The organism is Aestuariivirga sp. (assembly GCF_047602625.1).
In the GTDB taxonomy this organism is placed as follows: Bacteria; Pseudomonadota; Alphaproteobacteria; order Rhizobiales; family Aestuariivirgaceae; genus Aestuariivirga.
The window spans coordinates 147,777-161,934 of the sequence record NZ_JASGGV010000001.1 but is presented as its reverse complement, the minus strand read 5'-3'; the positions used below and the strand labels follow the sequence as shown (position 1 = coordinate 161,934).

General features: G+C 63.2%; 14 protein-coding genes. 9 read left to right on the top strand and 5 right to left on the bottom strand.

Annotated features, from left to right (window positions below; all coding sequences use genetic code 11):
• Positions 1–5 precede the first annotated feature (5 nt).
• From QM694_RS00785 to QM694_RS00765, 5 genes are all read left to right on the top strand, one after another.
• Entirely contained in the window at positions 6–566 is a 561-nt protein-coding gene (locus QM694_RS00785) for a VPLPA-CTERM sorting domain-containing protein (protein ID WP_415005053.1), read from the top strand.
• Positions 567–669: 103 nt separating this feature from the next.
• A complete protein-coding gene (locus tag QM694_RS00780; protein ID WP_415005052.1) occupies positions 670–831 on the top strand; it encodes a hypothetical protein in 162 nt (53 codons plus the stop codon).
• 124 nt (positions 832–955) lie between these two features.
• Positions 956–1,294 carry a P-II family nitrogen regulator gene (locus tag QM694_RS00775; protein WP_415005051.1) on the top strand — a complete coding sequence of 113 codons (339 nt, stop codon included), beginning with the start codon at positions 956–958 and terminating at the stop codon, positions 1,292–1,294.
• A 34-nt stretch (positions 1,295–1,328) separates the two neighbouring features.
• Positions 1,329–2,747, top strand: a complete 1,419-nt coding sequence (gene glnA, locus QM694_RS00770; RefSeq protein ID WP_415005050.1) for a type I glutamate--ammonia ligase — start codon at positions 1,329–1,331, stop codon at positions 2,745–2,747.
• A gap of 263 nt (positions 2,748–3,010) precedes the next feature.
• On the top strand, positions 3,011–3,937 hold the full coding sequence (locus QM694_RS00765) for a DMT family transporter (protein ID WP_415005049.1): 927 nt from the start codon (positions 3,011–3,013) through the stop codon (positions 3,935–3,937).
• Position 3,938: 1 nt separating this feature from the next.
• Here QM694_RS00765 and QM694_RS00760 read toward each other — a convergent pair whose 3' ends face one another.
• The 3 genes from QM694_RS00760 to QM694_RS00750 all read right to left on the bottom strand — a co-directional run bounded on the left by QM694_RS00760 (position 3,939) and on the right by QM694_RS00750 (position 7,970).
• Complete coding sequence (locus QM694_RS00760; RefSeq protein ID WP_415005048.1) at positions 3,939–5,780, bottom strand: hypothetical protein; 1,842 nt, start codon at positions 5,778–5,780, stop codon at positions 3,939–3,941.
• Between the two features lie 36 nt (positions 5,781–5,816).
• Positions 5,817–7,496, bottom strand: coding sequence for a M10 family metallopeptidase C-terminal domain-containing protein (locus QM694_RS00755; RefSeq protein WP_415005047.1), 1,680 nt, complete (start codon positions 7,494–7,496; stop codon positions 5,817–5,819).
• A 147-nt stretch (positions 7,497–7,643) separates the two neighbouring features.
• Positions 7,644–7,970: a YMGG-like glycine zipper-containing protein gene (locus QM694_RS00750; RefSeq protein ID WP_415005046.1), complete on the bottom strand. Its 327-nt coding sequence runs from the start codon at positions 7,968–7,970 to the stop codon at positions 7,644–7,646.
• A gap of 162 nt (positions 7,971–8,132) precedes the next feature.
• On the opposite strand from QM694_RS00750, the gene QM694_RS00745 reads away from it, so the two are divergent.
• From QM694_RS00745 to QM694_RS00730, 4 genes are all read left to right on the top strand, one after another.
• Positions 8,133–8,693: a GNAT family N-acetyltransferase gene (locus tag QM694_RS00745; protein WP_415005045.1), complete on the top strand. Its 561-nt coding sequence runs from the start codon at positions 8,133–8,135 to the stop codon at positions 8,691–8,693.
• Between the two features lie 4 nt (positions 8,694–8,697).
• Positions 8,698–9,438: a response regulator transcription factor gene (locus QM694_RS00740; RefSeq protein ID WP_415005044.1), complete on the top strand. Its 741-nt coding sequence runs from the start codon at positions 8,698–8,700 to the stop codon at positions 9,436–9,438.
• Positions 9,439–9,507: 69 nt separating this feature from the next.
• The gene (locus tag QM694_RS00735) at positions 9,508–10,446 is read left to right on the top strand and encodes a dimethylarginine dimethylaminohydrolase family protein (RefSeq protein WP_415005043.1); all 939 of its coding nucleotides are present in this window, start codon (positions 9,508–9,510) and stop codon (positions 10,444–10,446) included.
• 170 nt (positions 10,447–10,616) lie between these two features.
• Positions 10,617–11,768 carry an NAD(P)/FAD-dependent oxidoreductase gene (locus tag QM694_RS00730; protein WP_415005747.1) on the top strand — a complete coding sequence of 384 codons (1,152 nt, stop codon included), beginning with the start codon at positions 10,617–10,619 and terminating at the stop codon, positions 11,766–11,768.
• Here QM694_RS00730 and QM694_RS00725 read toward each other — a convergent pair.
• Positions 11,765–12,571 (bottom strand): LssY C-terminal domain-containing protein, encoded by an 807-nt coding sequence (locus tag QM694_RS00725; RefSeq protein ID WP_415005042.1) that lies wholly within the window; start codon positions 12,569–12,571, stop codon positions 11,765–11,767. The genes QM694_RS00730 and QM694_RS00725 overlap by 4 nt on opposite strands.
• Positions 12,568–14,118, bottom strand: coding sequence for a GMC family oxidoreductase (locus QM694_RS00720; RefSeq protein WP_415005041.1), 1,551 nt, complete (start codon positions 14,116–14,118; stop codon positions 12,568–12,570). The genes QM694_RS00725 and QM694_RS00720 overlap by 4 nt, the downstream gene beginning before the upstream one ends.
• Positions 14,119–14,158: the final 40 nt, after the last annotated feature.

Here is a 14,158-nt window from a genome sequence, read left to right as displayed (position 1 = left end):
ACGCCGTGAAATTGTTGAAAATTATTGCAGCCGCAGGGGCAGGCTTATGCCTGTCGGCGGCGGTTGCGTCGGCCACCGCCATCAACACCGATACGCTCTATGAATTCGGCTTTGGCGGCTCCGGCTCGAGCCTCGTGGGAGGTACGGGCTATATTCCCGGAACCAATCCCGGCACCACGCCTGCGCCCGCCCCGTCGTGGGATTTCACCCTGACCTCGCCGGGCCAGCTCTTTGTGACGGATCTGTTCAATTCCGGCGATGTCTTCGAAATCTTCAATTTCGGTTCCTCGCTTGGCGAGACTTCGGCGGCTACGACAGGCTCCAATTGCGGCACGGACGTGACCTGCGCTGTGAACGACAAGAATTTTTCAAGCGCTGTCTATTTTCTTGCCATCGGCACCTACTCGATTACCGGCATTGCCAAGCTGTCGCCCTTTGGCGGCGGTGCCGGGGCCTTTATAGTGACGACCTCGGCCGTTCCCGTGCCTGCCGCGCTGCCTCTGCTTGCCACCGGGCTTGGCGCGCTGGGCGTGGTTGGCCTACGGCGCAGGCGGAAAGCCGTATAATCCGATTCCACAACAAGGCGGCGGGAGATGTCCGCCGCCTTCTTTATTTTGCCCAAGGAAAGACCTGGGGCATTGCGGGTTTCACCTTTTCAGCACCCCGCCCATGACTGCCTCCGATCACTCCGCCGACGCCGTCAGGCAATTCGCCCAGCGCATCCTTGCCACGGGCTATACCGATCTCCCCGCCCGCGAGCGCCGGGTGATCGAGCGCATGGCTAAGTGCCAAGGGCGGCAAATCTGCACATTCCCTAATCAATTTGCATGATTTATAGGCAGTTTTTACGCCGAGCCAGAGAGGGATACCGTCTAACCCCTTGAATCGCCGCAGTGCAGCAACTGGCACGGCCCCTGCACCCTTAATCGCGCGTTAACGCGAGGCAGTACCCGGCATGAAAAAGATTGAAGCCATCATCAAGCCCTTCAAGCTCGATGAAGTGAAGGAGGCTTTGCAGGACGTTGGCCTGCAAGGCATCACCGTCACCGAAGCCAAGGGCTTCGGGCGGCAGAAGGGGCACACGGAGCTTTATCGCGGGGCGGAATATGTCGTGGACTTTCTGCCCAAGGTGAAGATCGAAATCGTGATGGCGGATGAATTCGTGGACAAGGCTGTCGAAGCCATCCAGAACGCCGCCCGCACCGGCCGTATCGGCGACGGCAAGATTTTTATCTCCAACATCGAGCAAGCGATCCGCATCCGCACCGGCGAGGCCGGCCCGGACGCGCTCTAATCCAGAATACAACTCCAAAAGGGAAGCACAGACGATGAGCAAGGCATTGGACGCCGCCGGCGTTTTGAAACTGATCAAGGAAAAGGACGTCAAATACGTCGACCTCCGCTTCACCGATCCGCGCGGGAAGATGCAGCATCTCACCATGGACGTCTCGCAGATGGGCGAGGACGCCTGGGCCGACGGCCTGATGTTCGACGGTTCCTCGATCGCCGGCTGGAAGGCCATCAATGAATCCGACATGGTGCTGATGCCCGATCCGACGTCCGCCCACATGGACCCCTTCTATGCCCAGACCACGCTCGCCGTGTTCTGCGACATTCTCGAGCCCGGCACCGGCGAAGGCTATGCCCGCGACCCGCGCATGATCGCCAAGCGCTGCGAGGCCTATCTCAAGTCCACCAAGATCGGCGACACGGTGTTCGTCGGCCCCGAAGCCGAATTCTTCGTGTTCGACGACGTGCGCTTCTCGACCTCGCCCTACAACACCGGCTTCAAGCTCGACTCGATCGAACTGCCGAAGAACTCGGACACCGAGTATGAAACCGGCAACATGGGCCACCGGATGCGCACCAAGGGCGGCTATTTCCCGGTGAACCCGATGGACTCGGCGCAGGACATGCGCTCCGAGATGCTGTCGGTGATGGGCGAGATGGGGCTCATCGTCGAGAAGCACCACCATGAGGTCGCCTCCTCGCAGCACGAGCTTGGCACCCGCTTCCAGCCGCTGGTCACCGCCGCCGACCACATGCAGATCTACAAATATGTGATCCACAACGTGGCGCACGCCTATGGCAAGACGGCCACCTTCATGCCGAAGCCGGTGTTCGGCGACAACGGCTCGGGCATGCACTGCCACTTCTCGATCTGGAAGGACGGCAAGACGCAGATGTCCGGCAACCAGTATGCCGACCTCTCCGAAACCTGCCTTTACTTCATCGGCGGCGTCATCAAGCACGCCAAGGCGCTGAACGCCTTCACCAACCCGTCGACCAACTCCTACAAACGCCTAGTGCCGGGCTATGAAGCCCCGGTGCTGCTCGCCTATTCCTCGCGCAACCGCTCGGCCTCCTGCCGCATTCCCTTCACGGCGAATCCCAAGGCCAAGCGCGTGGAAGTGCGTTTCCCCGATCCGACCGCCAACCCCTATCTGGGCTTCACGGCGATCATCATGGCGGGCCTCGACGGCATCGTGAACAAGCTGCATCCGGGCGCTGCCATGGACAAGAACCTCTACGACCTGCCGCCGGCAGAACTCGCCCAGGTGCCCACCGTCTGCGGCAGCCTCCAGGAGGCCATCGATAGCCTCAAGGCCGACCACGACTTCCTGCTCAAGGGCAACGTGTTCTCCAAGGACCAGATCGACAGCTACCTCGATCTCAAGCAGGAAGAACAGGACCGCTACCGCATGACGCCGCACCCGGTCGAGTTCGACATGTACTACAGCTGCTAAGGCAGGCTGGTTCGCAGGAACGCAAAACCCCGGCGGAAACGCCGGGGTTTTTTGTTGGGCCGTCGTCCCGGACGCGCGGGGAAGACGCAAGAGCCGCACCGCTTATTTGTCACACCGGCGAAAGCCGGTGCCCAGACTTGGTCAGCGGCATGGCGGTTGAAAGCCTGGTTTCCGGCATCCGCCGGAATGACAGGTGAAGTAGATCATGACACCAACCGCCACCGGGATGACAGTCAGCCCGCCATCCGCTAAATCCCCCGCCCATGACGCAAGCCTCCGCCGCCTTGCCTTCCACACAGCCAGCATCCTCCGCCTTCACGCAAGGCGTCCTGCTTGTCGCGGGTGCGGCGCTGGTGTGGAGCTTTGGCGGCACCATTGCGCGCTTTATCCGCATTGCCGATCCGTGGACCATCGTGTTCTGGCGCTCGCTGTTCGCGGCGCTGTTCCTGCTCGCTTTCATGCTGTGGCGCGACGGGCTTTCGGGCACCGTGCAATTGTTCCGCGCCATGGGGCTGCCGGGCATCGGCGTGGGATTATGTTTCGCGGGCGCATCCTCGGCCTATGTGGTGGCGCTGCAGCACACGACGGTCGCCAACATCCTGCTCATCCAGGCCGCGGCCCCCCTATGCGCCGCGCTGATGGTGTGGGTGCTGTTCCGCGAAAAGGTGTCACTCCCCACCTGGGCGGCCATCGTGGCGGTGATCGCCGGCGTCGGCATCATGGTGTCGGCGTCGTTCTCGGGGAAAGTCTCGCCGCTGGGCGATGGCCTCGCCATCTTGATCGTGCTGTTGTTTTCCACCGCCACCGTCATCACCCGCCATGCGCCGCGCGTCAGGATGACGCCCGCCGTCTGCTTCGGCATGATGGTGGCCTGCGCCATCGGCGCGGTGCTGGCGGGAAGCTACAGCGTCGATGCCGTGAACCTCGGCTGGCTGTTCCTGTTCGGCGCCGTCAATCTCGGATTTGGCCTCGCCCTTTTCGCCACCGGCGCGCGGCTGATCCCGGCGGCGGTGGCGGCGCTTGTCAGCACGCTCGAGCCGGTGCTGGGGCCGGTTTGGGTATGGCTCATCCACAATGAGGTGCCGGGCGAGCGCACCATCATCGGCGGCACGGTCGTCTTCCTCGCCCTGCTCGTCCACATCCTCACCGACTGGCAGAGGCAGCGCCGCTCCGCCCCGCCCGTCGCGTAAGTTACAGGATGAAATCACCGGTGGTCAGATGCACCGCGCCGGTGAGCAATATCTGCATTTCCGCACCCGGCGCACCGCCGGTGTCGATCTCCACCAGCGTGTTGCCGCCGACAATGTGCGAACTCACCTCATCGCCCGCGCCCGAGAAGCCGGTTTCGCCGATGAAGGTGAAAGCGCCCAGCGCGCTCAGATCGATGTGATCATGGCCCTGCTGGAAATCCGTGATGCGGTCGCGCGCGGCGCCCAGCCCCGTATCGCTGAAGGCGGTGAAATCGAAGCTGTCATCGCCAGCGCCGCCGGTCAGAACGTCAGCGCCCGCGCCTCCGGTCAATACGTCATTGCCGGCCCCGCCGTTCAGGTGATCGACGCCCAATCCACCAAGCAGCGTGTCGTTGCCCTGGCCGCCTGCCAGCGTATCATTGCCAGCCAGCCCTGAGAGCACATTGTCATTGGCATCGCCGGTCAGCCGGTCGGCGAAGGCCGAGCCTTCGAGATTTTCGATCAGCAGCAGCGCGTCACCCGCCGCATCGCCGCCTGCCGCGGTATGGGCGGCGAGATTGATCGTCACGCCAGCCGATGAGGCGGCATAGGAGGCCGTATCGCTGCCGTTCTGGCCGAACAGCGTGTCGGCGCCTGCACCGCCCGTCAGCACGTCATCGCCATCGCCGCCATAGAGAAAATCATTGCCGCCGCCGCCGTCGATCCGGTTGTCATTGCCATCGCCCACCAGCGTGTCGGTGAAGGCAGAGCCTGTCACATCCTCGATGCTGTTGTAAGTATCGCCCGTGGCATCACCGCCATCGCCGCCGTTGAAATCAAGGCGCACCGTCACGCCCGCGGATGAGGTGGAGTAGTCGACGCGGTCCTCGCCCGCACTGCCATCCATGTTGTCGCCGCCGGCGCCGCCCATGAGCACGTCATTGCCATTGCCGCCGAAGAGATAATCATCGCCGCCCAGGCCCTGCAGAAGATCATCGCCATCGAGGCCCTGCAAGATGTTCACGTCATCGCTGCCGGAGATCACGTCATTGCCCAGCGAGCCGTTGGCGTTTTCGATGCCGTTCAGCGAGTCGCTGTCGATGCCGCTGCCGTCGAGCGCGTAAGCTGCGCCGCCACCGAGGCTGATCGACATGCCATGGCTGGAATAGCTGTAGTCCACCGTGTCGCTGTCATTGCCGCCATAAAGATAGTCAGTGCCGAAGCCGCCCTGCAGAAAATCGTCACCATCGCCGCCAACCACCAGGTCGGTGCCGTCACCGCCGATCAGCGTGTCGTTGCCGCCCCAGCCATAGAGCCAGTCATCGCCTTCGCGGCCGTTGAGGACATTACTGCCCTCGTCACCCTGCAGAATGTCGGCGTAGCTGGTGCCGTTCACGTTCTCGATGCTCACCAGCGTATCGGTTTCGGGATTTACCTGGTCCATCGACCGCGCGGTGCCGAATTCAAGATTGACGTTCACGCCGTAACCGGGATGCCAGCTGTTGCCATAGAACACGCCGAAAATGCCGCCGCCGGTTCCGCTCACGATGTAAGACGCAAAATCCGCCGTGTCCGTGCCGTCGCCGCCATCCAGCGTGTCGTTGCCGTAATTGCCGAACAGCGTGTCATCGCCGTCGCCGCCGAACAGGCGGTCATCGCCATAGCCGCCGATCAGCGTATCATTGCCGCCATAGCCGAACATGCTGCGGCTCTGGTAGGTCTGGTCGGGATAATAGGCAGGCGGAAAGCCGCTGAACACGCGCAGCACATCATCGCCGTCAGTGCCGAGAATGGGCCAGGTGATCAGCGTGATGCCGCTGTTCAAATCAACATTGCCGATGCCGGTGGTGATCGAGAAGGTCATGGTCGTGCGCTCCTTTGAAATGCCCCCTCGAAAACCTCAGAGAATGAAATCACCCGCGTTGAGGTGAACGCTGGTGTTCAGAACAATCTGGAAATCGGCCACCGAGTCGCCGTTGATGTCGCCGGAGATGTAGGTGCTGTTGCCGCTGGTGGTGTAATGAAGCTGGCCCGCCACGCCGCTGAAGGCGCCATTGCCGATGAAGGTGAAGGCATCGTCAGGCCCCGTGCCGCCCATCGCGTCGATGGCGTGGAGATCGATCCTGTCGTCGCCTTGCGTGAAGTCGGTGATATAGTCGGGGCTCGGGTTGCTGTCATAGATCGACGAAAACACAAAGGTGTCATCGCCGCTGCCCCCCGTCATGGTGTCCGAGCCTGGGCCACCGATCAGCGTGTCGTTGCCGCCGCCGCCTTTCAGCAGGTCATCGCCATAGCCGCCGTCCAGCCGGTTGTCCTTGTTGTCGCCGGTCAGCGAGTCGCTGGCGACCGAGCCCGTGAGATTTTCGATGTTGGACAGCTTGTCGCCCGCAGCATCACCCGCCGTGCCCTTGCCCGTTGCAAGGCTCACGGTCACGGCACCCGCCGACGCATAACTCGCGGTGTCGATTCCTGCACCGCCATCCAGCATATCGGCGCCGCGGCCGCCATCCAGAACGTCATCACCGCCGCCGCCCAGAAGTTTGTCATCGCCGTCAAAGCCCGACAGCGTATTTGCAATCGCGTTGCCCGTCAGCGTGTCGGCATAGAGGGAGCCCTGGACATTCTCGATCAGCGACAGATAATCGCCTTCGGCATATCCGCCCGAGCCGTGGCCGGAGTTGAGATCGATGCTCACGCCCGAGCCCGAGTCGAGATAGATCGCCGTGTCGATGCCGAAGCCGCCGTTCATGTAGTCGGCGCCCGCGCCGCCTTCGAGAAAATCATTGCCATTGCCGCCCATCAGCCAGTCGTTGCCATTCCAGCCGGAAAGGCTGTCATTGCCGTCGCCGCCATCAAGCGTGTTGGCTCCATTATCGCCTTGCAGAAAGTCGCTTGACGTGCTGCCAGTCACATTCTCGATGCCGTACAGGCTGTCGACATCGATCGATGCGTCTGAAATGAGCGAGGAATTGCCGTTGAGCAGGCTCACGAACATGCCTTGCGTGGCATAGCCGTAATCGGCGGTGTCGATGCCATCGTTGCCGTTCAGCACGTCATTGCCCAAGCCGCCGCTCAGCGTGTCGGCGCCATCCCCGCCATAGAGAAAATCCCTGCCCGCTCCGCCATAGAGATAATCGGTACCGCCCCAGCCGAAGAGGTAATCGCTGCCACCCTGGCCATCGAGGATGTTGCCGCCTTCATCGCCCTGCAGCACGTCGCCATAGCGGGTGCCCACCACATTCTCGATGTTGCTCAGCGTGTCGTGCTTGGTGCTGTTGGGGTCGAGCGAGAACATGGTGCCAAAGCCCAGGTTTACCGAGACGCCGTAGCCGGGGGCAAAGATGTTGCCGAAGCCGCGGCCCATGTAGTTCACCGTGTCGGCGCCATTGCCACCGTCGAAAATGTCATTGCCGCCGCTTGTGAAGAACGTGTCGCTGCCGTCGCCGCCGTAAATGTCATCGTTGCCGGACGTTCCGTAGAAGAGATCATTGCCCGATGTCCCGGTGATGCCGGATGCCGTGACGGTGACGCTGGTCAGAACACCTGTGTCAACCTGGGCAATCTTTGTAACCGCAACCATGATCCGTGCTCCTCGCGTGTTCGATTGATGGCGGGAGTGTGGCGGACCGTGCGTGAAGCGGGTTTGAACCGCGCGTTCATCCGGCATTCACGCAAAAGAAAAGGCCGGAGCGGAGGCTCCGGCCTTGAATGTCAGGTTGTGGCTGATTTACCAGCTCATGCACTGGGCATAGGCGTTGTTGTATTTCTTCTTCCACTTCTGGTCCGTTTTTACTCCGCCAACCACCGTGCCGCCGACGCCGCCGATGATGGCGCCCTTGCCGACGCTGTGATGGCCGCCCACGATGGCGCCGACCAGGGCGCCGGCGCCCGCACCGATGGCGGTGCCTGCCAGCACATTGCCGCCATTGGCCGCGTGGTTGGCTTTCTTGCGCGCATAGTTGTCGCAATAGTACGGGTCGTTCGCGAGGGCCGGAGCGGCGGCAGCGGCGAAGCTGACGCTGGCGGCCAGGGCGAGGACGATGATCTTCTTCATGGTTCGGTTCCCGGAATTGTTAAAAGGACAGTGCTGCTATTAAGCCCCCTATCGGAGAATTGTGGCATGATTTGGCGTGTGGTGGCCAGCCCGTTGGCATGAAAAATGAATGTGCGAAACTGCCCTTTCGATCCCCTGCCCGATAGGTTAATTTGAGTCGCAATGAAGACGCTCGCCACGCTGCCGCCCGCCGAGACAGAACAGCTCGTTCTGCGCGAGATCGAACTGCGTGACAGCAGGCCTTTCGCGGCCTTCATGACGCAACCCGCCTATCAGCGTCACATCGCCATGAAGCTGGCGGATCCGGCGGAGGTCCGCGCTTTCGTCATGCGCTCGGTGGCGCGGCAGGGCGATGAGCGGCGCAATGTGTTTCATCTTGCGGCAGAAGAGAAATCCTCCGGCGAAGCGGTGGGCGACGGCTTCATCATCGTCCAGCGTCCGAAACTTCTGGAACTGGGCTGGGGCGTCCATCCCGCCATGTGGGCGATGGGGATTGGCACAGAGATCGGCAAGGCGCTTCTGGGGCTTGCCTTCGAGCGGCTCAACGCCGAGCGCGTGTGGTGCAAGGTGATGCAGGAAAACGAAGCCTCGGGCCGCCTGGCGCGCCGCATCGGCTTCCGCCACATCCAGTCCCATTCCGATTATCCCGCAGGCGGCGGAAAATTCGCGGCGGTCGATATCTACGCCCTCACCGCGCCCGAATATTTCGACCTGCCCTATTGAGGCCGTGAGCGCCGCAGCGATCGCCGCCCTCATCGATGCCATCGGGCACACCAGCTTTGCCACCTGTTTCCTCGCCCTTGCCGAACAGGCCGTCGTCCATGATGCGGCGGCCCTCATGCGCTTTGCCGATGGCGCGCCGCCGGAAGTGCTGGCCGACCGCCTGAAACCTGCCGAGCGCGCCGCCATGTATGGCGATTACCTCAAAGGCGTCTATCTGCTCAGCCCCTTCTACCGCGCCAGCCTCGGCCTCAAGGGCCCCCGCGTGGCGCGCGTCAAGGATGTGGCGCCCGATGGCTTTTCGGCGAGCGAATATCACCGGCGCTATTTCAGCCAGATCGGCGTGTCGGACATGCTGGGCCTGCTGCTGCCGGAAGAGCATGGCACGCTGTTCCTCTCGCTCTCCCGCGCAACCGGCGAACCGCGCTTCTCCGCTGCCGATGCGGCGGCCCTCACGCGCCTGATGGCGGTCTTCGCCTCCGCCGCGCAGCGCCATGCGGGCCTCGCCGGCCCGCTCCACGCCGTCATGCCGCAACCCAAGCCCGCGCCGCGCAAGGCCAGCCAGTTGACGGCCCGCGAGGCGGAAGTGGTGAACCTCATGCTCGAAGGCCATTCGGCGAAGGCTTTGGCGCAGCGTCTCAGAATTTCGGTGGAGACCGTGCGCGTCCACCGCAAGCATATCTATGCCAAGCTCGCCGTCTCCTCGCAGGCCGAACTGTTCCACTGGTTCCTGTCGTCCCGGGCATAACCCCCTTGCGGTATTTCCGCCGCCGCCTCGCTACGGTAGACAATCGCCATCATCAGAAGGAGACGCCCCATGACCGCCAGCAAGCCCGTTCCCCTCCGCGCCCGTGTCGAAGGCGGCGGCACGCCGAAGCTCAAGGGCCGGTGGGAGATGAAGTCCGAAACCGGCCGCCTCAACGATGTGCTGCTCGGGCCCGCCGAGAGCTTCCGCTGGATGGGGCTGGAAAACGCCGCGTGGTCGTCCCTCGTGCGCGATACGCTGCGCAAGGGCTACAAGTTCGACAAGCAGGTGGCGATGCGCCAGCACCGCGAGATGGTGGACGCCTACCATCAGGCGGGCGTCACCACGCATTTCCTGCCCCTCGACATGGCGAACCCCTATCAGGTCTATGCCCGCGACTCGTCTTTCATGTCGCCCTATGGCGCGGTCTTGTGCCAGCTCGCCAATCCGCGCCGCCGTGGCGAATATGCCGCGGTTCTGCGCTTCTACATCGAGAACGATATTCCGATCTATGACATGATCTCGGCCGGCAATTTCGAGGGCGGCGATTTCAACATCCTGCGCGATGGGCTGGCGCTGGTGGGCTTCACCGATCACCGCACCGAGGAAGTGGCGGCGCGGCAGGTGGCGGAATGGTTCCAGAAGGAAGGCTGGGAAATCAAATATGCGCCGATCGACCAGTTCTATGTGCACATCGATCTCATGGTCTGCATGCTCAACGAGCACTGCGCCGCCGTCTGCCTCGAGACCACCGAGGATGACGTGATCGCCTGGCTCAAGTCGAAGAAGATCGAGATCATCCCCGCCTCCTTCAAGGAAACCATGGCGCTTGGCTGCAACGTGGTGACGCTGGGCGAGGACCGTGTTCTCTCCACCACGGCGGCCAAGGATCTCAACACCAAGATGCGCGCCGCGGGCTTCACGGTCTATGATCCCGACATGAGCATGTTCCTGCAGGCCGGCGGCGGCGTCCACTGCATGTGCCAGCCGCTCTCGCGCGAAGCGGCATAAGTAGTTCTTTCTTCCCCCCTCGCGGGGGAAGGTGGCGCGAAGCGCCGGATGAGGGGGCTGCCGGCAGCGAGCGACCCCTCATCCGCCCCTTCGGGGCACCTTCTCCCGCAGGGGGAGAAGGAAAATCTGACATATCAGATACGCTCTGCTAGGGAGCACATCCAACCCGGATCAAACCCTTGCAACACTCTGTTTCCGTCTATGGCGCAGGCCCTTCTGGGCTGATGGCCGCCGAAGTGCTGGCCTCAGCCGGCATCGCCGTCACTGTTCACGATCACATGCCCGCACCGGCGCGCAAGTTTCTGCTGGCCGGGCGCGGCGGGCTGAACCTCACCCATTCCGAACCGCTCGACGCCTTCCTGGCGCGCTATCAGGAACCGCGCATCGAAGCGGCCATCCGCGCCTTTCCGCCCGACGCGCTGGTGGCATGGGCCAATGGCCTCGGCATTGAAACCTTCGTCGGTTCCTCGGGCCGCATCTTCCCGAAACAGATGAAAGCCTCGCCGCTGTTGCGCGCCTGGCTGAAGCGGCTCGACGGGATGGGCGTGAAACTTATCACCCGTTCGCCGTGGCCGGGATTTGGCGAAACCCCGTCCATCCTTGCCTTTGGCGGCGCAAGCTGGCCGCATCTCGGCTCCGATGCCTCCTGGATTCCGGCCTTCACGGCAAAAGGCATCGGCGTCACGCCATTCAAGCCCGCCAATTCGCGCTTCCTTGTTCCATGGTCCAGCGTGTTCCGCGAGCGCTTCGCCGGAACGCCGGTCAAGAATGTCGGCCTCACCTATTCCGGCAAGCGGGTCCGCGGCGAATTGATGATCTCCAAGGAAGGGATCGAAGGCGGCGCCATCTATGCGCTGTCGAAGGGATTGCGCGAGCATCCGGGCCAGCCGGTGATGATCGACTTCCGCCCCGACCTCACGGTGGAGGCGCTGGCCGCCCGCCTCACCAGGCCGCGCGGCAAGGATTCACAGTCGAATTATCTGCGCAAGGTGGCGGGGCTGTCGCCCGTCGCCATCAACCTGCTGCGCGAGACTGGAACGGCAGCGGACGCGCAAGGCATCAAGGCCATGCCGCTCCGCCTGCTGCGCCCCGCAGGCCTCGCGCGCGCCATCTCCTCCGCTGGCGGCGTGGCGTGGGACGAGGTGACGGACCATTATGAATTGAAGAAGGCCCCCGGCATCTTCGTGGCCGGTGAGATGCTGGACTGGGAAGCCCCCACTGGCGGCTATCTGCTGCAAGCCTGCTTCGCCACTGGACGCGCGGCGGCGCTGGGGTGTTTGGAGAAACATCTCCTTCTCCCGCAAGGGGAGAAGGGTAACTAATCCCCTGCCGCTGCCACCGCCTGCGCCCACAGGCTGTCCTTGGCGGCGATCCATGGCGGGCTGTCATAGGTGACGGGCGCTTCTTCCTGCGGCGCGGCATCCCTGGCAATCACCGCGATCTTCACTTCGCCATCGGTGAAATAGCGGTCGCCGCCGCCATTCCAGGCCAGCACGGTGGGGCCGATGCCCGTTACATTGTAAAACGCCATCACGATTTTCGCCGCCGCAAGATCGGCCATCAGCAGGTTGCGCTCATCGTCGATGTTGGGCGCGATGGCGTGGGTGAATTCGCCGGTGTAGTGGCTCACGCCCACGCCTGAATCCTGCGTCGCCGCGCCCAGCCACACGGGCCGCCCCTCGTCGCCCTGCTCCAGCACCTTCCAGAAGCGCACATGGTTGCGCCGGTCGGGGCTCGTGCCGATCGCCTTCTCGAAGGCCAGATCCTGTTTTCGGCCCAGCAACAGCAAGGGGCTCACCGGCGCATCGGCATAGCGGCGGTCCAGCACGATCCCCGCCACGATGCGGATGCTTGATTCAAGCGTCACCGGATCGGCGGGAGACCAGCCTGCGCGGTTCATCGCCTTCAGCATCTCCGCCTCATCGCCCACGAGGCCGACGTTGACCGGATCGCCGGGAATGCCATCGGGCGTGTGGGTGAGCATCGGCACATCGGCCAGCTTCTTCTGATGCTCATAGTGCCGCCAGACCAGCGGCAGCAGGCCGTAGCTTACCACGAGATAAAGCCCCAGCAGGAACACGAAGCGGCGCATCCACCGCCTGGTGCGCGTGGGCTCCTGCCTCATGCGTCAGCCAAGACCATGTCCGCGCCCTTCCACCCCACCATCATCGACGGCGCATTGATGTTGCCGGAGATGATATTGGGGAAAGACGAGGCGTCGATCACCCGCAGCCGCTCCACGCCTTTCACGCGCAGCCGCGAGTCAAGCGCCGCTCCCATCCGCACCGTGCAGGAGGGATGGAACACCGAAATGCTCCGTGTACGGATGTCCGAGATTAGGTCAATGTCGGAGCGCGCCTGCAGCCCCGGCTTGAACTCCTCTTCCAGCACGGCGGCAAGCTGCGGCGTCTGGCTCAGCCGCCGCAGGAAATGCGCGCCTTCCAGCATCTCCTGCACGTCTTCCTCCGTGGACAGAAGATTGGGCTGGATGGCGGGAGCGTCGGCGGGCGATGGCGAGCGCAGTTCCACGCTGCCAAGGCTGGTTGGCCTCGTATTGGACACGCTGATCGAGATGCCGGGAAAATCATCGGGTTCCGTCATCTTGCGCGTCTTGGGCGGCGCCCTGTCATAGCTCGCCGGGCAGAAATAGAGTTGCAGATTGGGCAGCGCCCGCTCCGGCGAGGAGCGCACATAGCCGCCCGCCTGGTTCATGCTGCCGGAGAGCCAGCCTTTCCGGAACAGCACGTATTCGAGCGCCGCCTTCGCCTTGCCCAGCAGCGGGCGAAGCTCCTCGTTCATCGTCGGCACGCGGGCGCGGTAATAATGATCGTAGCAGACATGGTCCTGCATGGCGCGGCCTACCTCCGCATTGGCGGCCACCACGGCGATGCCATGCCGCGTCAGAAGGCCCGCCGGCCCCACGCCCGAAAGCTGCAGCAGATGCGGTGTGTTGATCGATCCGGCGGAGAGGATCACCTCTTTCCGCGCCCGCACACTTTTCAGGTCGCCGCCCCGCACATAGGCCACGCCCACGGCGCGCGTGCCCTCGAACAGCACGCGGCTCACCATCGCCTCCGTCTCGATCTTCAGCGTGGCGCGGCGGCGCACGGGCGACAGAAACACATGCGAGGATGACATGCGCCGCCCGTTGTGCACGGTGATGGGATTATAGCCCACGCCATGCTGCGTTCCGTGATTGGGATTGTGGTTCAGCGGCAGGCCCATTGCCAGGCAGGCGTCGAAATAGCGCTGGCACAAGGGATGGGATTTATCCGCCATGCTGCCGATCTTGAGCTTTTCCTCCACCGCCTCATAGGCCCGGGTGACGCTCTCCCAGTTCCACTCCGGCCCCGCCGCTGCCTCCCAGTCGGCAAAATCCTGAGGGCGGCCCCGCATATAGACCATGGCATTGATCGAGGACGATCCGCCCAGCACCTTGCCGCGCGGCACATAGGTCTGCCTGCCGCCCAGGCCCGGCACCGGCTCCGACCAATACATCCAATTGTATCTGGGATTGTAGAAGCTCAGGCCATAGCCCATCGGCATGCCGAGGAAATAGGCGCTGTCGGATGGCCCCGCCTCCAGCAGCAGCACCGAATGCTTTTCCGAAATGCGGTTGGCGAGGATGGCCCCCGCCGATCCCGCGCCCACGATGATATAGTCGAATTCCATGATCCGAGAATGCGCGCCAAAGGTGAAGAAGCTGCCTCTT